The organism is Uliginosibacterium sp. sgz301328 (assembly GCF_041807905.1).
Taxonomy (GTDB): domain Bacteria; phylum Pseudomonadota; class Gammaproteobacteria; order Burkholderiales; family Rhodocyclaceae; genus JBGVSA01.
Genome location: NZ_JBGVSA010000010.1, coordinates 145,058 through 162,564, shown reverse-complemented (window position 1 = coordinate 162,564; position 17,507 = coordinate 145,058). Strand labels below are relative to the sequence as shown.

The 17,507-nt window shown below is 64.9% G+C and carries 11 protein-coding genes; 6 read left to right on the top strand and 5 right to left on the bottom strand.

Annotation, left to right across the window (positions count from 1 at the left end):
* The 3 genes from ACDA63_RS09945 to ACDA63_RS09935 form a co-directional block, all read right to left on the bottom strand.
* The coding region (locus ACDA63_RS09945; RefSeq protein WP_373663077.1) for an ESPR-type extended signal peptide-containing protein at positions 1-681 on the bottom strand (681 nt) is incomplete at its 3' end.
* 599 nt (positions 682-1,280) lie between these two features.
* Complete coding sequence (locus ACDA63_RS09940) at positions 1,281-1,919, bottom strand: response regulator (protein ID WP_373663076.1); 639 nt, start codon at positions 1,917-1,919, stop codon at positions 1,281-1,283.
* The gene (locus tag ACDA63_RS09935) at positions 1,916-5,149 is read right to left on the bottom strand and encodes an ATP-binding protein (protein ID WP_373663075.1); all 3,234 of its coding nucleotides are present in this window, start codon (positions 5,147-5,149) and stop codon (positions 1,916-1,918) included. Before ACDA63_RS09935 ends, ACDA63_RS09940 begins: the two co-directional genes overlap by 4 nt.
* 445 nt (positions 5,150-5,594) lie before the next feature.
* Between ACDA63_RS09935 and ACDA63_RS09930 the strand changes: the two genes are divergently transcribed.
* The 3 genes from ACDA63_RS09930 (at position 5,595) to speG (ending at position 7,089) form a co-directional block, all read left to right on the top strand.
* Positions 5,595-6,254, top strand: coding sequence for a LuxR C-terminal-related transcriptional regulator (locus tag ACDA63_RS09930; protein WP_373663074.1), 660 nt, complete (start codon positions 5,595-5,597; stop codon positions 6,252-6,254).
* 42 nt (positions 6,255-6,296) lie between these two features.
* Positions 6,297-6,455, top strand: coding sequence for a hypothetical protein (locus ACDA63_RS09925; RefSeq protein ID WP_373663073.1), 159 nt, complete (start codon positions 6,297-6,299; stop codon positions 6,453-6,455).
* Positions 6,456-6,552: 97 nt separating this feature from the next.
* Positions 6,553-7,089 (top strand): spermidine N1-acetyltransferase, encoded by a 537-nt coding sequence (gene speG / locus ACDA63_RS09920; protein WP_373663072.1) that lies wholly within the window; start codon positions 6,553-6,555, stop codon positions 7,087-7,089.
* A 30-nt stretch (positions 7,090-7,119) separates the two neighbouring features.
* Here the strand turns inward: speG and ACDA63_RS09915 are convergent, their stop codons facing one another.
* Both ACDA63_RS09915 and uvrA read right to left on the bottom strand, forming a co-directional pair.
* Entirely contained in the window at positions 7,120-7,755 is a 636-nt protein-coding gene (locus ACDA63_RS09915) for an NUDIX hydrolase (RefSeq protein WP_373663071.1), read from the bottom strand.
* Between the two features lie 32 nt (positions 7,756-7,787).
* Positions 7,788-13,451, bottom strand: a complete 5,664-nt coding sequence (gene uvrA, locus ACDA63_RS09910) for an excinuclease ABC subunit UvrA (RefSeq protein ID WP_373663070.1) — start codon at positions 13,449-13,451, stop codon at positions 7,788-7,790.
* 467 nt (positions 13,452-13,918) lie between these two features.
* Between uvrA and ACDA63_RS09905 the strand changes: the two genes are divergently transcribed.
* The 3 genes from ACDA63_RS09905 (at position 13,919) to ACDA63_RS09895 (ending at position 17,470) form a co-directional block, all read left to right on the top strand.
* A complete protein-coding gene (locus ACDA63_RS09905) occupies positions 13,919-15,871 on the top strand; it encodes a lipase family alpha/beta hydrolase (RefSeq protein WP_373663069.1) in 1,953 nt (650 codons plus the stop codon).
* 2 nt (positions 15,872-15,873) lie between these two features.
* Positions 15,874-16,953 (top strand): T6SS immunity protein Tli4 family protein, encoded by a 1,080-nt coding sequence (locus ACDA63_RS09900; protein WP_373663068.1) that lies wholly within the window; start codon positions 15,874-15,876, stop codon positions 16,951-16,953.
* Positions 16,954-17,071: 118 nt separating this feature from the next.
* Positions 17,072-17,470, top strand: coding sequence for a DoxX family protein (locus ACDA63_RS09895; protein ID WP_373663067.1), 399 nt, complete (start codon positions 17,072-17,074; stop codon positions 17,468-17,470).
* Positions 17,471-17,507: the final 37 nt, after the last annotated feature.

Below are 17,507 nucleotides of genomic sequence, written 5' to 3'. Positions count from 1 at the left end.
CAGTTGGCTCACGTTGACCGCGTCGGAGCCTGCCAGACCGGCGGCGACGTTGGTGATGCGGCGTTCGGCGCCCGTGCGGCCGATCGAGACTTCACCGCCGGCACCGGTCGCGGCCACGAGCGTGCCCGTGCCGGGGTTGTAACCTGACGTGGTGAGGTTGGCGGCTTGGGAGATGCTATTTGCGCCCAGTGCCACAGAGTTCTGTCCCAACGCCGTTGAATTAGCCCCAATTGCGATGCTGTACCCGCCAGCCACTGTCGCCTGAGTCCCGACTGCGACACCGAAATAGCCGGTCACTTTCGTGTCGTGACCACCGATCGCGACACCATCAATGTCACCGACCGCCGACGTCCTCAGACCGATAGCGACTGATCCCCCTGTCGGGTCACTGTTAACGGATGACGTACCAATTGCAACATTATCGGCTTGGCCAGAGTCATTCCCGCCTCCCGCTGAATATGCTGCGGCCTCCCCCATCGCCCCCATCAGCGCCGCCAACGTACTGGCGACCATCACCACCTTGCGAGCGCTGCGCTTGCCGCGGCCCTTTGCGATTTCCGACACCGCCATCCATGTTTGGGTGACGTCGTTCCAGATGACTCGATATGACTTGTTCATTTCATTGCTCCATGACCTGACGGTGAATCCGCTGGCCTGCTCGTGGCAGAGGAGCTGTTCCATAGGGGGCTCCGGCTTCGTCCAGCGACATGGACGCAAATCTAGGAGGCGAACGCAGGGCGAGCGATCCGGGCCTTTCTGATAGTCGGAAAAAAGCGTGGAACTCTCGGCTAGTGCTGTCTTGAAAATTGCGGCAATTGATTATCGTCAACACATATTTATTTGTCATTTACCGCATGACACAAATACGGTGGTTTTTTGAGCGGAAAAAAGGACTGTTACAGGAGGTAAAAGAGGGGCGACGAGGTGGCCGAACTGACTGACAGCGGCGCGATGGATTTGCCGTTCGGCCCGCTGCGCGACGTGACAGTCCGCCACGAATCCGGGCGCGGTTTTCGTAGGCCGGCCCGGCGCAGGACAAGGGTCGAATGGCGTTGGCATGAACACTGGCGCAGTGCCACATGACGATGGATTTTGCCGATGGAGTTGAGCGATGGAGTTGGGCAATGAAACAGGGCGACGCAAATGCACTTGCCATTTGCCGCGGTGACGGATCATCGACCCCGGCGCGCGGTGCCTGCTGCGATGTTGGAACCCGTCTCTGCGGGGCCGAATGCGGAGTTGGCTTGCATCTGGCTCCGCGCACGCGTCCGGGCGCGCGTTCAGTCCAGCCCTTCGCGCCGGGCGTATTCGAGCAGGTCCTGGTCGCTGAGGGCGCCGATCTTGTCCATGGCGGCGCGCTTCTGGAAGCTGATGGTCTTTTTGCTGCGGTTGAGCGCTTCGGCGATCTGGGTGACGGTGAGCCCGCTGGCAAAGAGGCGGACGACTTCGGTCTCGCGCAGCGAGAGCTGCGTTTCGGGCCGGGTGAGGCGCACGTCGGCCGATGCCTGGAGCAAGGCGGCGACGGCTTCGCTGGTGTACGAGCGGCCGGCCACCACGGCGCGCACGGCGGCGATCAGGTCGGCGCCGGGGTCGCGCTTGATGAGTACGACGTTGGCGCCGCGCTTGAGCGCCAGGCGGATGAGCAAGGGGCTTTCCAGCACGGTGAGCACGATGATGCCCATGCGCGGGTGCTGTTCGCGCAGCGCGGCGATGAGCGCGGCACCGTCGTCGCCACCGTCCATGTCGGGCATCTTGTAGTCGGTAACGACAACGTCCGGCAGGTGCTGGCCGACCAGCGCCATGAGCTGCTTGCCGTCATGGGCGCGGCCGCAGAGCTGGATTTCGGCGTCCTGCACGAGCGTGCTGGCAATGCCGTTGAGCACGACGGGGTGATCGTCGGCGATGACCACTTTGATCATGTCCTGCCTTTCTCTGTACGGGGTGCGGAAGCGCTTGCCGCATACGCGCGCAGATGCTCGATGGCGCGCTGCAGGGCCGCGCCGTCCTGCGCGTTGTTGGCGCTCTCGATATCGCCGCATAGTGTGGCACCGTCGAGCAGGTCGAGGGAATAGAAGCCCCCCTTGATGCGATGGGCCTGACGGGCAATGCCTTCGCGGTCGTTCTGTGCGTGGGCCTGCAGGAGTTGGCGGAGATCTTCGGCGAGCACGTCCCGCCATGGGCGATCGGATCGTCCGTCGCGCCCCGTCGCCTGTTGTGGGATGAGCGCCCGCCCGGCCGCGCTGCCCGGGTGAGCGTATTGCGCCAGCATGTCGTGCAGGGCGCCGAGCAGTACGGGCTTGACGAGGTAGGCGTCCATGCCGGCCGCCATCGCGCGTTCGATGTCGCTGGAAAGCGCGTTGGCCGACATGCCGATGATGGGCATCGCAAGCCCCTGCGCCCGGATGCGTTGCACCAGTTCAAAGCCGGTCATGCCGGGCAGCCCCACGTCGGTCAGTACCGCGTCCGCGGCCAGGGCCGGCAGAGCGGCGAGCGCGTCCTCCGCATCCTTGAACGCTGCGGCGGTGCAGCCGATGAGCGCCAACTGGTCGATGAGCAGATCGCGGCTGATGGGGTGGTCTTCCACGACGATCACGTGCAGCCCCAGGGGCTCGATGCGGTCGGCGGGCTCATCGGCGTGGACGTGCTCCCCGGCGCGCCCGAGCGCACGCAGCAGGGCGCCGACGATGTCGGCCTGGCTGTAGGGGTCGGCGCCGAAGCGCGTGCCGGACGACTGCCTGCCGGCGGGCGTATTGTCGAGCTGCACGGTGGCGAGGTAGGCGTCGTCGCCGGCCGCGGGTACGTCGTCGTCGCTGATGAGCAGGACGATGTCGCCGCGCGCGCTACCGGGCGGCACGGGATCGCCCTGGGCGAACGCGCGGGCGCCGTGGCTGCGGGCCAATTCGAGCAGGTTGCGGCGCACGTCGTCATCGGTGGCGCGCACGGCGATCACGGCCCCGCCCAGCACCGTCGGCGGCGGTGTGCTCGATTCGACGGGGAGTTCCAGTTCGACGATGAAACTGCTGCCCAGGCCGGGCGAGCTGACCACGTCGATGTCGCCGCCCATCAGGCGCGCCAGCCGCCGACTGATCGGTAGACCGAGGCCCGTGCCGCGGATGGTGCCGGCCTGCCCGGCCTGCACGAAGGGCTCGAAGATGCGGGCCTGCGCGTCGGGCGCGATGCCGGCGCCCGAGTCGGCGACCTGCAGCCTGAAGAACACCGTGGCGGGGCTTTCTCCATCGTCCGGCGACAACAGGTCGAGCTTGACGAAGACGCGCCCGACGCTGGTGAACTTGATGGCGTTGCTGACCAGATTCGCAGCGATCTGCCGGATGCGCGCGCCGTCCCCCACGAGACGCATGACGGGCGCCGGCTGCAGGCAGCACTGGAGGGCAATGTTCTTCTGCTGCGCCAGCGAGGCGTAGCCCGCGACCAGCGATTCGATCAGCGACACCGGATCGAACGCCTTGCGCTCCAGCGATTGTTCGCCGGCTTCGATGCGCGACAGATCGAGCACGTCGTCGATGACGGCCAGCAACATGCGGGCAGACTGCTGGGCGATGCCGAGCCGCTGCCGTTGTGGTTCGGGCAATTGGCTGCGCGCCATGATTTCGAGCGTGCCCAGCATGCCGTGCAGGGGCGTGCGGATTTCGTGGCTCATGGTGGATAGGAAGGTCGACTTGGCGAGGTTGGCCGATTCGGCCTGAGCGCGGGCTTCGTCGGCCTCTTGCGCGGCGGCCTGCACGGCGGCTTCTGCCTGCTTGCGGTCGGTGATGTCCACCAGCGTGCACAGCAGCGCCTCGCCCCCCTGGAACAGCGTGTCGCGCACCAGGGCAAGGATGATGCGCACGCTCCCGCCCTCATCGAGGATGGCGAACTCCTGGTGCTCGCCGGTTGCTGGCCGTCGCCGGGCGATGGCTTCGCGCAGCAGTGCGCCGTCGGCCTGCGCCAGCGGGCGCTCCATGAACGATTCGCCCATGGCGTTGGAGATGAGCGCTTTGCCGCCCTGCGCGCCCAGCACGACGATGCCTGCGGGCGCTGCGCTCAGGACACGGCCGATGAAGGCTTCGCTCTCTTGCAGGCGACGCAGATGCTCGGCGGCGGGCCGCAGCACGCCATCGCGGTAGCTTCGGTAGCCCAGCCAGGTCATGGACAGCGCGGTCAGCATCAGGCCGAAGGCCAACGCAACGCGGGCGAGGTCATGCCCGAACACTTGCGATATGGGCGTGCCGATCATCACGCGCAGCGCTCCGTAGCCTGTGCTGACAAGCAGCATGCCTGCTTCGAAACGGTAGTCGAACGGCTTCTTTTCGCCCATCGCCGCGCTGGCATCGCGAACGATCGGACGCAGGTCGCCGAGCTGCTTGCTCTGCAGAATCGGAAGGCCGGTGGGGCCATAGACGGATACGCGATCGAGCTGGCTCGGGAGGAAGCCGGCAGCAAACAGAGGCTTTCGCCCCACGGACAGGATTACGGAGCCGGCCTGGGCGGGCGCGCTCCCCGCGACCGCAAACCGCTGGGCAAGATAGATTCGACGCTCCCCCGGCGGCCCCGGATCGCCAGGATCGAGAAGGAAGATCGGCGAGGCACCGGCGCGCTGCAAGGTCGAATGCAATCGCTCGGCCAATTTCGACAGCGCGCCAACGTCGGTAATCGGTTCACTCTCGTCGTCGGCGGGAAACACCAAGGCTGCCGTGGCGCCGTCCATGACCACGTAGGTCGTGACGAGCGGAACGCCGTCCGGCCACTCCAGCGATTCCTGCGTCGCCAGGCGTTCGGCCATTTCGGCGAATCCGGGCGGGAATCCCGAAGCGCTTGTGGACAACATGGTGTACGGGCGATGGCGATTGCCTCCGCCTGCTTCGATCCGCCCGCCGCTCAGGCGCGCGGCGTCAGCCTGACGACGGGGCTTTTGCGCGGCCGTGGCGGCCATCCGTTCACCGTACCGCTTGAAAGAGGCCGCCTGGTCGAGCATCAACGACATCTGGCCGGCGCTGTCGACGAGCTGCCGTTCGATCGCCACCTGGGTCGCCATCGCGACGTAGATGACGAACAGGCCGAAGGTGCTCAGGAGTGAAACGAGCACAAAGCGGCGTAGTCGTGGCGGAATGCTGTCGGGTATGGCGGTGGTGCCACCTTCGCTGGCTTGCATGGGTTTCCCCTCCGGCAGACAGATCTCGCAGCACCTTACTCCGTGCGCCTCGAATGAGGGGCGTTGACACACCGGAACCCGGCACACAAGCCCCCAGACAGGATGCATGTAACCAGAAGACAATTCCGCACGCATAGGTGGAATTGTCGTGAAATCCGCCACGCCCCAAGTCTGGATGTTGTGGCGCGGCGCGCCGCGTATTCACCTTCTTTGAGACGGAAAATTCCCAATGGTGGGGCACCCCCGGCGGACGGCTCCACGTCGTGTGCCGTGACCGCATCGGGCACCTTCGATCCGGCTGCCCGAATGTGGCGAAGTGATACAAGTGCTGCGGCTGGCCGGTTTCGAGATTCGTCTTATGTTGGCCCTCGCCTCGCGTCGGCAAAGTTGCGCCATCGGTTGAACGCAATCGACCCATCAAAACCAACTTCACAGAGGCCCCAACATGACGAAACACATGAGCAGCCATGCCGCCAAGTCGAATGCTTTTCCTGGCGCCGCCAACGATCGCGCGCCCATCCGGGTGCTGGCAGTCGATCCTTCGCCGATGATCCGCCTCGGACTGGAAATCTGGATCAGGGACACGCCGGGGATCGAACTGGTGGGGCAGGCGGCGGACGCCACCACGGCGCTTTCCGTGGCCGCCGAGGTACGGCCCGATATCGTGTTGACCGAAGCCGTGCTGCCGGACATGAGCGCCGCGACCTTCGTCGAAACGCTGCGAAAGCTCTCGTGTCAGCCCGAGGTGATCATCCTGTCGGGCCGCGTGACGCTGCCCAGCATCGTGAACATCGCCCGCGCCGGTGCGAAGGGATTCGTCTCGAAGGAGGCGCAGCCTGACGTCGTGGTCAATACGATTGCGATGGTTTCCAGGGGATTCATCTGCCTGCCGGAATTCGCCAGCAGGGCGGACGGCTTCCAGACGCTTTCTGCGCGTGAAGAAGAAGTGCTCAAGAAGCTGCTGGCCGGCGAGACGAACCGGATGATCGCGGAAGAGCTTTCGCTCAACGAAAAGACCGTCAGCTACTACAAGTGTGCCGGCCTCAAGAAGCTCAACGTTCAGTCGATCGCCCAACTGGCGATGCTGGAAATCAAGCCTTGGTAGGGATCTGCCGGCGGCCCGCCTTCCGCCCTGCGCACGATGTCCATGACGAAACCGCCAGCAGCCACTAACTTTACGGTGGAGCAACAGGATGGCCGGGCGGGTTCGGCATTGCAGGTGAAGGAGCGCGGCATGGGCAACGAGCTCGCCGGCGCCTTGCTGGCAGCGATCGAGATCCCGGTCGACATCGTCCGCCAGACATGAGCCCCGGCGCGATGGATGCCGACGCAGCGGCCAGGATTGGAACCGGGCCACGGGGGCATGGGTCTACCGTGCCTGCAAAATCGAGGATGACGTCCACATGATTCGTGAAAACGCGCTGCGCCTTCGTCCGCTGGAACGAAGCGACCTGGGATTCGTCCACGAGCTGGACAACAACGAGACGGTGATGCACTACTGGTTCGAAGAACCTTACGAGGCTTTTGTCGAACTCGCCGATCTTTATGACAAACACATTCACGACCAGAGCGAGCGCCGTTTCATCGTCGAACGCGGCGATGACAAGGTTGGGCTGGTGGAGCTTGTCGAGATCAATCACATCCATCGACGCGCCGAGTTCCAGATCATCATCGCGCCTGACCACCAGGGGCAGGGCTATGCGGGACAGGCGACCCTGCTCGCCGTCCAGTACGCCTTTGCCGTGCTGAACCTGCACAAGCTCTACCTGCTCGTCGACAGCGACAACGAGAAGGCGATCCATATCTACCGCAAACTCGGCTTTCGCGTCGAAGGCGAACTCATCCAGGAATTCTTCAGCAACGGCAGCTATCGCAACGCGATACGCATGTGCATGTTCCAGCACGAGTTCTTCGGCAAGGAGCCGGGCGCCGCAGCGTAAGACCGGTAGCCCGCTTCTGTCGCGCCTGATTCAGTCGAAGTCGGTAGCGAGCGCAGGCTGGTGCAGATGCTCGAACATGCGCTTGATCTGCGCCGGCAACACGCGTCCGAGCGATAGATCGTCGGGCACTTCGTGTTCGCCAAACCACCGCACCTCGGAGGTTTCGAGACTCGTCGCCGCCGCTCCGCCGACGGGCCGGCACAGGAAGAACATCTTGCAGCATGAGAAAACCCCGGCCGGATGCGCCTGGCGAGTGCGATCCCAGACGGCTGCGAGCTTGGTCACGACGACCTCGTATCCGCTCTCCTCGCGAACCTCCTTGACCGCGTTCTCGGCCGCGGTGAAGTTCACGTCCGCCCATCCGCCGGGCAAGGTCCAGCGCCCACCGTCGGCGACCTCGCGCACCATCAGCACGCGCCCCGCATCGTCGAAGACGGCAGCACGAACATCCACTTTCGGCGTGGCGTAGCCTGTCTGCTCGGCGAACAGGGAAGCGATGCGTTCGACAGGTTCGCCAGTATGCGCGTGGAGCATTTCGGCGGCGAGCCCGCGCAGGCGCTCATAGCGCTCGCGGTCGTACGGGTCGCGCGTGAAGGTCAGGCCGGTCTGCGCGAGCGCCTGGATCTCTCTCGCCCAGACCAGCCATTGGGGTTCGGTATTTGCCATCGGTTCAAGTGTCGTGCGGCGTCGGCGGAATATTACGCATTGGCAAGTTCAGCATGGCGAGCGAGGAAATTCCGCAGCGCCTCCGCGGTATGCGTCTTTGCCTTCAGGATGCCGGACACCGGCCCTTCGAAGACCACTTCGCCGCCACCGTCGCCCCCTTCGGGGCCGAGGTCGATGATCCAGTCGGCCTCGGCCATCACGTCGAGGTCATGCTCGATCACCAGCACGGTGTTGCCCGCGTCGACAAGTCGATGCAGCACGTGGATGAGCTTGGCAACGTCGGCCATGTGCAGGCCCACGGTCGGCTCATCGAGCACATACAGGGTGTGCGGATTCTTGGCGCGCGGATTGCGCACGGCGCCGTCGAGCTTCACCTTCGACAGCTCCGTCACCAGCTTGATGCGCTGCGCCTCGCCGCCCGACAGCGTGGGCGACGGCTGACCGAGGGTGAGATAGCCGAGCCCCACGTCCTGCAGCAGTTTGAGCGGATGCTGCACGGACGGATGCGCGGCGAAGAATTCCACGGCGTCATCGACTTCCATCGCCAGCACATCGGCAATGCTCTTGCCGCGCCACAACGCCGTCAGCGTCTGGCTGTTGAAGCGTGCGCCGCCGCACACGTCGCAGGTCACCTTCACGTCCGGCAGGAAGTTCATCGCCACCGTCTGCTGGCCGGCGCCTTCGCATGCCGGGCAACGGCCTTCGCCCGTGTTGAACGAGAAGCGCGCCGCACCCCAGCCGCGCAGTTTGGCGACCTCGGTTTCGGCAAACAGCTTGCGGATTGCATCCCAGAAGCCGACGTAGGTCGCCGGGCATGAGCGGGGCGTCTTGCCGATGGGCGTCTGGTCGACTTCGAGCACGCGACCGATGGCCTCCCACCCCGTCAGGGCGGCGCAGCCTTCGATCTCGCGCGACACGGGCGCAGTGTCGCCCGCCTTGGCGCGCTTGCCCTTGGCAACCGGCGTATCGGCATAGACCAGTCGCTTGAGGTTCGCGTGCAGGATGTCGCGCGCCAGCGTCGACTTGCCGGAGCCCGACACACCCGTCACCACCGTGAGTCGACCGAGCGGCACATGCGCCGTCGCGTTCTTGAGGTTGTGCAGATTGGCGCCGGCCAGCGTGACGCGCGCATCGCTCTTGCCGACGTCGGCACGCGCATGCAGCGGATGCTGCAGCGGTTCGCGCAGACAGGCGCCCGTCACGGAGTCGTCCGATGCCATCAGCATCGCGGCATCGCCCTTGGCTACCAGATGACCGCCGCGCGTGCCGGCACCGGGGCCGAGGTCGAGCACTTCGTCGGCGCGGCGGATGGTCTCTTCGTCGTGCTCGACGACCACCACCGTGTTGCCCTTGCCGCGCAATGCCGACAGCATGTCGAGCAACACGCCGTTGTCGCGCGAATGCAGGCCGATGGAAGGTTCATCCAGCACGTAGCACACGCCCTGCAGGTTGCTGCCGAGCTGCGATGCCAGGCGGATACGTTGCGCTTCGCCACCCGAGAGCGTCGGCGCTGCGCGATCGAGCGCGAGATATCCCAACCCCACGTCTTGCAGGAACGACAACCGGCTGCCCAGTTCGGCAACGATGTCGCGACCGATCTCGGCTTCGCGCCCGACAAGCGCCAGCCCGTGCACCCACTCCGCCATGTGGCCAACGGCCAGACGGCTGTAGTCGGCGATGGACCGATCGCGGTAGCGCACCGCCAGCGCAGTCGGGTTGAGGCGCTGCCCATTACAGGCGCGGCAGGTGGTTTCTTCCGCACTTTCGTCCAGGCCGGAGAATTCCATCTCGGCCACGTCGACGTCCGGGTCTTTCATCCACTTGGGGATTTCGACGCCCGTGCCGCAGCAGCTTTCGCACCAGCCGTGCTTGGAGTTGTACGAGAACAGGCGCGGGTCGAGTTCGGGGAAGCTCGTGCCGCAACACGGGCACGCGCGCAGCGTGGAAAACGCCGTCGCCGCGCCGTCCAAGCCCTTGTCGACCGGCAGCACCTGCACCACACCCTTGCCGAACTCCAGCGCCTGCGCAAGCAGGCCGCGCAGGCCGGCCTCGTCGTCGGCGCTCACGACGGTGTCGCCCACGGGCAACTCGATGTTGTGCTCCTTGTAGCGGTCGAGCCGCGGCCACGGCGACACCGGCAGGAATCCGCCATCCACGCGCAGATGCGTGTAGCCCTTGCCCTTGGCCCACTTTGCCAGATCGGTGTACAGCCCCTTGCGGCTCACTACCAGCGGCGCCAGCAGGCCGATGCGCTGGCCGCGATACTCACGCAGGACGCGCGCGGCGATGGCGTCGAAACTTTGCGGTTCGATGGGCACGTTGCAGGTCGGGCAATACTGCGTGCCCAGCTTGACGAACAACAGGCGCAGGAAGTGATGCACCTCGGTCAGCGTGCCCACCGTGCTCTTGCGTCCGCCGCGACTGGTGCGCTGCTCGATGGCCACCGTCGGCGGAATGCCGAACACCGCGTCGACCTCGGCCTTGGCCGCCGGCTGCACGAACTGGCGTGCATACGCGTTGAGCGATTCGAGATAACGACGCTGCCCCTCCGCAAACAGAATGTCGAACGCCAGGGTCGACTTGCCCGACCCCGACACGCCCGTCACCACCGTGAAGCTGTTGTGCGCGATGTCGACCGAGATGTTCTTGAGGTTGTGTTCGCGCGCATGGACGATGTCGATCGATTCGCGCACGGCGCGATAGCTCACGCGGCGTTCGGCGACTTCGAGCGCGGCTTCCGCAAGCGGCTTGGCGAGCGCGGCTTCGTACTCGCGCAACGCGTGCCCCGTATGCGAAGCCGCTTGCGCGAGCAGATCGCGCTGCGTGCCTTCGACGAGGATTTCGCCGCCCGCATCGCCGCCTTCGGGACCAAGGTCGATCAACCAGTCGGCCGCACGCATGACGTCGAGGTTGTGCTCGACGACCAGCACCGAATTGCCGGCGTCGACCAGCGCACGCAATGCGCGCAGCAGCTTCGCCACATCGCCGAAGTGCAGGCCCGTGGTCGGCTCGTCGAACAGGAACAGCGTGCCATGCGCCGCCTTGGCGCTCTTGGTTTTCTTCTTGCTCGCGGCGGTGCTGGCTTCGGCCAGGTGGCCGGCGAGCTTGAGGCGCTGCGCTTCGCCACCCGACAGGGTCGGCACCGGCTGGCCCAGCGTGAGGTAGTCGAGACCCACGTCGACCAGCGGCTGCAGCACACGCGCGAGTTCCTTGTCGTCGCGGAAGAACGCCAGCGCTTCGGCTGCGGTGAGTTCGAGCAGATCGGCAATCGATTTGTCGCGCAGCTTGATTTCCAGCACTTCGGGGCGATAGCGCTTGCCGTCGCAGTCCGGGCAGCGCAGGTAGACGTCGGAGAGGAATTGCATCTCGACGTGCTCGAAGCCGTTGCCACCGCAGGTCGGACAGCGGCCGTCGCCCGAATTGAACGAGAACGTGCCGGCCGTATAGCCGCGCTGCTCCGCCTCTGGCAAGGCCGCGTAGCGCTTGCGGATGACATCGAAGGCGCCGACGTAGCTGGCCGGGTTCGAGCGCGTGGTCTTGCCAATGGCCGATTGGTCCACCATGACGATCGCATCGACGAGGGCATCGCCTTCGAGCCGGTCGAACTCGCCCGGCGCTTCGGTCGATTCGCCCTTGGCCTTTTTCATCGCCGGGAAGAGCACGTCCTGGATCAGCGTGGATTTGCCGGAACCCGACACGCCCGTCACGCACACCAGCCGCTGCAACGGCACGGCGAGGTCGACGTTCTTGAGGTTGTTGGCGCGCGCGCCGAGCAGTCGCAGGCGCGGCGTGGCCGAGTCCACTTCGCGGCGCACGAGGCCGGCGTCGACATGCTCATGTCCGCCCAGGTAGCGCGCCGTGACCGTATCGGTCCGGCCGCGCAATTCGTCGGGCGAACCCTGGAAGACGATATTGCCGCCCGCCGCACCGGGCCCCGGGCCGATATCGATGATGCGGTCGGCGGCCAGCATCACGGCTGGGTCGTGCTCGACCACCACCAGCGAATTGCCGGCGTCGCGCAGGCGGCGCATCACGCCGTTGATGCGCTCGATGTCGCGCGGGTGCAGGCCCACCGACGGTTCATCGAGCACAAACAGCGTATTGGTGAGCGAGGTGCCCAGCGCCGTGGTCAGGTTGATGCGCTGGACCTCGCCGCCCGACAGCGTGCGGCTCTGACGATCGAGCGTAAGGTAGCCCAGCCCCACCGCGCACAGGTAGTCGATACGGCTGCGGACTTCGGTCATCACCAGGTCGACCGCGTCGCCCGCCGCACCGCCGGGTGCGAGCTGAGCCATGAAGTCGCGCGTGCGCTCCACCGGCAGACGCATGACGTCGTGGATCGACAGACCGGGCAGGCGCTGCAGCACGGCCTCCGGCAGGTTGGCGCCGTTCGGGCGGAAACGGCGGCGTGCGCTGCCCAGCGCGGCATCGGCCTGCTCGCGCGTACCCACGCGCCACAGGAGCGAATCGGTCTTGAGGCGCGCGCCAAGGCAGGCCGGGCAATCGGTGTAGGCCCGATAGCGCGACAGCAGCACGCGGATGTGCATCTTGTATGCCTTGGTCTCGAGCCAGTCGAAGAAGCGCCGCACGCCGTACCACGTGCCCGGCCACGACTTGTTCCAGTTCTTCCATTCAGGCTCGCCTTCCATCACCCAATGGCGATGCTCTTCGGGCAGGTCGCGCCACGCAATGTTGGTGGCGATGCCACGCTTCTTGGCGTACTGCATCAGGTCGCGCTGGCATTCGTTGTAGCTCTCGGTCTGCCACGGGCGCACCGCACCGTCGGCCAGCGTCTTGGATTCGTCCGGCACGATCAGCCCGGCATCGATGCCGATCACGCGCCCGAAGCCGCGGCAGGTTTCGCACGCACCGACGGCCGAGTTGAACGAAAAATGCGCCGGCGTCGGTTCGGCGTACTGGATGTCGCAGGTCGCGCAATGCAGATCGGCGCTGTAGCGCCACACTGTCTCGGGCGTGGGCGATTCCACCACTTCGCCGCCCACGTGAACGGCCACGCGGCCGCCAGACAATTGCAGCGCCTTTTCCAGCGCTTCCATGGCGCGTGCGCGCTCCACGCCCGCCGCACGGAAGCGGTCGACCGTCACCGCCAGCATCTTGCCGACGGTCTCCACCACGCGCGTGTAGCCCTGGCGTTCCAGGTGGCCACGCATTTCGTCGGCCGTGAAGTTCTCGGGAATGGCCAGCGGCGCCACCACCGCCAGACGCGGATCGTCGGCCATCGCCGCACGGCGCAGCACGTCGTCCAGAATCGTCTCTGCCGTGTCGCGCTGCACCGGCGCGCCGCACTGCCGGCAATGCAGATGCGCCGCCCGCGCGTACAGCAGCTTCAGGTAGTCGGCCAGCTCGGTCATGGTGCCGACGGTCGAGCGCGAGGTGCGCACCTGGTTGGCCTGGTCGATGGCAATCGCCGGCGGCACGCCATCGATGCGGTCCACCTGCGGCTTGTCCATGCGATCGAGGAACTGGCGCGCGTACGGCGAAAAGGTTTCGACGTAGCGGCGCTGGCCTTCGGCGTACAGCGTGTCGAACACCAGCGAGCTCTTGCCCGAGCCCGACGGCCCCGTCACCACGACCAGTTCCCCGGTGGGAATGTCCAGATCGAGGTTCTTCAGGTTGTTCTGGCGGGCTCCGCGAATGCGGATGTACGGATGGGCAGTGGCGGGCTTGGGGGACATGGGGCGGCGTGGCGGACGAGCAAACGACGATTGTCCTATGTGGGGGCGGTCTGGCGAAAGTCCAGCCTTCTACATTACTGACACTTTCCACCAGGCAACCCTGAGTATCGCCACAGAATTCTACTGACAGCGACACGAGGCCGGCGAGGCATTCGTGATGGGGCATCGCCCCAGCGCCTGCAGAGCGGTAGCCATGGGCCTACTTGCGCAAAGTCTGGTCGCGCCCCAGAGAAATCCCAACGGCATTAAATCATGCCAGATCATTGATGCCCGTCGTCACCCGAACCGTGCTTTGCCATCAGCATCTACCTCTGGTTGCCGCCAAGCGCGACGCGACGGACCCATATCCACACCCAGTGGCCCAAGACCGTTGGGAATCCAGCTCTGCGAAATGCGCCTGACGGCCTCAGTCCTTTAAGGAGCCTTCATATGGTCACCCCAGGCACGCTGTCGATTCTACGCACCCCTTGCCCTTGCGCCGCTGCAACCCGCTCATTGGGGGTGCAACCATGAGCGCCACACCAGACAACAATCCCGACGCCCCCATCGTATTGGCGTCGCAATACGACGAATACGAGCGGCTTTGCGCCACTGCCACCCTGACGCCCAGCACGGACACGCGGCGCTGCGTCGTGCAGGCCAAAGGCAGGATCGTTCCGGTGCTGTTCGTGCCCGGCATCATGGGCAGTAACCTCAATTACGTTGACACCAAGGGGAACACAAAAACCGCCTGGGGCCCGCCAAACGGCTTTCTCGACGGCATCGGCCAGTCGCTGACCTATCGGTGGTTTCACTCCCCGGCAGACCGGGCCGAAGCGCTCGACCCCGACAACACCAGCGTCAAGAACGATGGGCGGGTTCATCCGGTGCCCAACACCATGCCCACCCAGGAAGACTACGAGCGCGCTCCTCACCCGTCCGACGATCAGGAGAGAGAGCCGCCCGAAGTCCTCGCCGGCCGGCGCAAGGCCATCAAGCGCGGCTGGGGCTCGGTGCACTTCGACAGCTACGCCGACTTTCTGCTCGCGCTGCAGGAATGGCTCGACCGGATTCATTTCAAGCCCGAAGAACACCCGTGGAGCGCGCTGCTTCAAGACTCATCCGCCGCGCCAGACAGCCAGACCACCCAACAGCCGCCCGAAGGTTTTGCGGGGCTCACAGCGGCAGAGCTCCTGCATGCCAGCAACTTCCGGTTCCCGGTGTATGCCTGCGGGTATAACTGGCTTCAGAGCAATCGAAGATCGGCATTGGGATATAAGTCAGGCCCGGATGTTGGCGTCAACGCCTTGGCCGACCGTATCGAGAACATCCTGACAGAGCTGCGCGCGCATCACGGCAACGGCGTGGGCGACCAGGTCATCATCGTCACCCACTCCATGGGCGGGCTCGTCGCCCGGGCCTATGCCAAGGCCCACCCTTGTCGCGTGCTGGGCATCGTGCACGGCGTCATGCCCGCTACCGGGGCGCCCGCCACCTACAAGCGTGCGCGCGCCGGCTTTGGCCGCGAAGGTGAAGGGGTTGGCGGAACCATAAAATCAGCCGCCGCCGCCAACATCCTTGGCAAGGACGCCGAACACGCCGCACCGCCCCTGCTCAATTCCGAAGGCGCGCTGCAACTCTTGCCCTGGCCCGACTACGGCCTGGGCACCTCGGGTATGGCGCAGGAACACGAAGGCGCCCCCCTCTCGCACTGGGTGCGCGTACGACGCAAGGGAGAGAAGACCGTATTGCTGGCGCTTTCCCGCGACGAGGTGCTGAGCTCTTCGGCCTGGTACGCCCTGCTGCCCGACGGCGACGCATGGAAGAAGATTGACGATACCGGGAGCGATGAATGGAAAACCGCTGATGCCAAATGGGGATACACGGGGAAAGAGAGTGGCGTAGAGCGCGACCGTCGCATCACCCCTTCGGACGAGCGCGCCATGGAAATCCGCAAGCGGCGCGGAATCACCGAAAAGCCCGAAGATGACCGAGTGGCACTGAAAAGCCGGATAGCGCGCGTCACTGAATTCCAAAAGGGCCACGCCAACGTCTATCTCACAGACCGCACCTATGCCTTCTACGCCAACGACCCAAAGCAGAAAAGCTGGTGGACCATCGACTGGGAAGGCGACATCCCCGCCGACGTCACGCCTGACATGCTGCGCAACGCCAAGCTGGACAGTGACGACGGCCAAGGTCGCCTGCGCGTGAAGCTTCAGGACGGAAGCATCCTGTCGCTGGATATCACACCGCCCACGCAGCCGGGGGACGGCACCGTTCCCGCCTGCTCGGGGCAGGCACCGGCGCAGGCGGACGTCCCCACCTTCACCCATACCGGCTACGAACACTCCGAGTGCTACCAGCCCGAATTCGAGGCAGTCGTGCACAACACGCTCTACGGCATCGTCAAGTTCGTTCAATCCCAGGAGGCCTGCTGACCATGCGCCCCGCATCGCTCAATCGGCTGCTTGCCGCTTTGCTTGCCATTTTGCTGCTGGCCGCCTGCGCCAACAGCCCCAAAACCGGAACCCCCACCATGCTCAACCTCGACAGCACGTTCTGCTTCGGCTACCACCAGATCAGCGTCCCTGCCAATGCCAAGACCAGCATCGGCCAACCCATCGTGTATGACCAATACAAGATCAGGACTCATCTCCATCAAGGCAAGGAGGGCTATGCAGCATTGATCAGGAAGGAGGAAAAGTACTATGCACCTCCTGGCATGGACGGCGAAATCATCCGCGACTCGCGCGAACTGTTTCCAGGTGGGCATGCGGTTGTTATTGGCATGAAGTTGCACCCGGAGAACACAACAGGGCAAATACTCCTGCAGCAAATTGGGGGCATTCCACACAAGTACTCTCTATACCGCCTCCTACCCCAGAACTTCACCGTCTACGAAATCACGGGTCCTGACTTCATCCTGAAATTCGAGGACGACGAAAACACCGTCCTGAACAAGCTCTATCAGGAGAGCGCCTCCTTCCTCCAGCGCATCAGTCCGCGCAAAGACCTAGACGTCCCCGCCCCCGATCAACGTGGTGTGTGCATCGACAGCGGCTTTATCGCGGACGCCAACGACGGGCTGGGCGAGCACTTCTTCAAGACCCCTTTTACCTTCGTCACCTTTCCCGACCTGCCGGGCGTGGAGATGCGCATCTCGGTCAATGTCGGTGTGGTCAAGCCCGGCGGCTACCTCTTCGACCGCAAGCCGGCCAGTTCGCTCGCCGCCATGCTCGATTTCTTCAAGTTCCGCACCCTGCGCAAGGCCGAGCGCACCGTCAACGGCGTGCCCGGGCAAGAAATTCTCACCGCCTGGACTTCGGACGCCGGACCGCAGTTTCTCTTCATCTGGGAATCCACCGAAAACCCGCGCTTGAAGGTCGAGGTCGATTGGGGACACCAGAAGGACGACAGCATGGGCTCCAGAAACACCCCCTCCCCCGTGTCGACCGAGCAAGCCATGGCCATCTGGGACGCCATGCTGCCCACACTCAAGGAGCGTTCGGTCAAGGATTGATGCGCTCGCACTCCCTCTCCCGTCCTTGCGCAAAGCCTCGCAGAGCCTTATGTTCCAGCCGACGGCCATTCAGGTCGCGTAGATCGATAACAAGCGGCACAACAGGGAGAGCAATACCATGATGAATTTTCTTGCGAGCAGGTTCGCGCGTGTGTTGGCACGCGTCGTCCTGACATTCGTGTTCTGGAGCGCCGCGCTGGCCAAGCTGATCGGCTTCAACGAAGGGGTGGCCGAGATGGCGCATTTCGGGCTGAACCCGCCGGCCGTCTTCAACGTGGCGGTCATCGTCGTACTGCTGGTCGGTTCGGCGCTGGTGATCTTCGACGTCTTCGCGTGGCTGGGGGCCGGCATCCTGATCGTGTTCACCGCGCTGACCATTCCCATCGCGCACAACTTCTGGACGATGTCCGGCCCTGTGCGGCTGGCGGAATTCCATGTCGTCATGGAACACATTTCGCTGATCGGCGGCCTGATGGTGGTGGCCTGCATGTCGGCGATGCAGCGGCGCGTCCGCTAGGGCCGGAAGGACGGCGGCCATGCGCGGTCGCCGTCGG

Coding starts and splice junctions, on each gene's coding strand:
- ACDA63_RS09940 (WP_373663076.1), bottom strand. CDS start 1,919: ATGATCAAAGTGGTCATCGCCGACGATCACCCCGTCGTGCTCAACGGC.
- ACDA63_RS09935 (WP_373663075.1), bottom strand. CDS start 5,149: ATGCAAGCCAGCGAAGGTGGCACCACCGCCATACCCGACAGCATTCCG.
- ACDA63_RS09930 (WP_373663074.1), top strand. CDS start 5,595: ATGACGAAACACATGAGCAGCCATGCCGCCAAGTCGAATGCTTTTCCT.
- ACDA63_RS09925 (WP_373663073.1), top strand. CDS start 6,297: ATGACGAAACCGCCAGCAGCCACTAACTTTACGGTGGAGCAACAGGAT.
- speG (WP_373663072.1), top strand. CDS start 6,553: ATGATTCGTGAAAACGCGCTGCGCCTTCGTCCGCTGGAACGAAGCGAC.
- ACDA63_RS09915 (WP_373663071.1), bottom strand. CDS start 7,755: ATGGCAAATACCGAACCCCAATGGCTGGTCTGGGCGAGAGAGATCCAG.
- uvrA (WP_373663070.1), bottom strand. CDS start 13,451: ATGTCCCCCAAGCCCGCCACTGCCCATCCGTACATCCGCATTCGCGGA.
- ACDA63_RS09900 (WP_373663068.1), top strand. CDS start 15,874: ATGCGCCCCGCATCGCTCAATCGGCTGCTTGCCGCTTTGCTTGCCATT.
- ACDA63_RS09895 (WP_373663067.1), top strand. CDS start 17,072: ATGATGAATTTTCTTGCGAGCAGGTTCGCGCGTGTGTTGGCACGCGTC.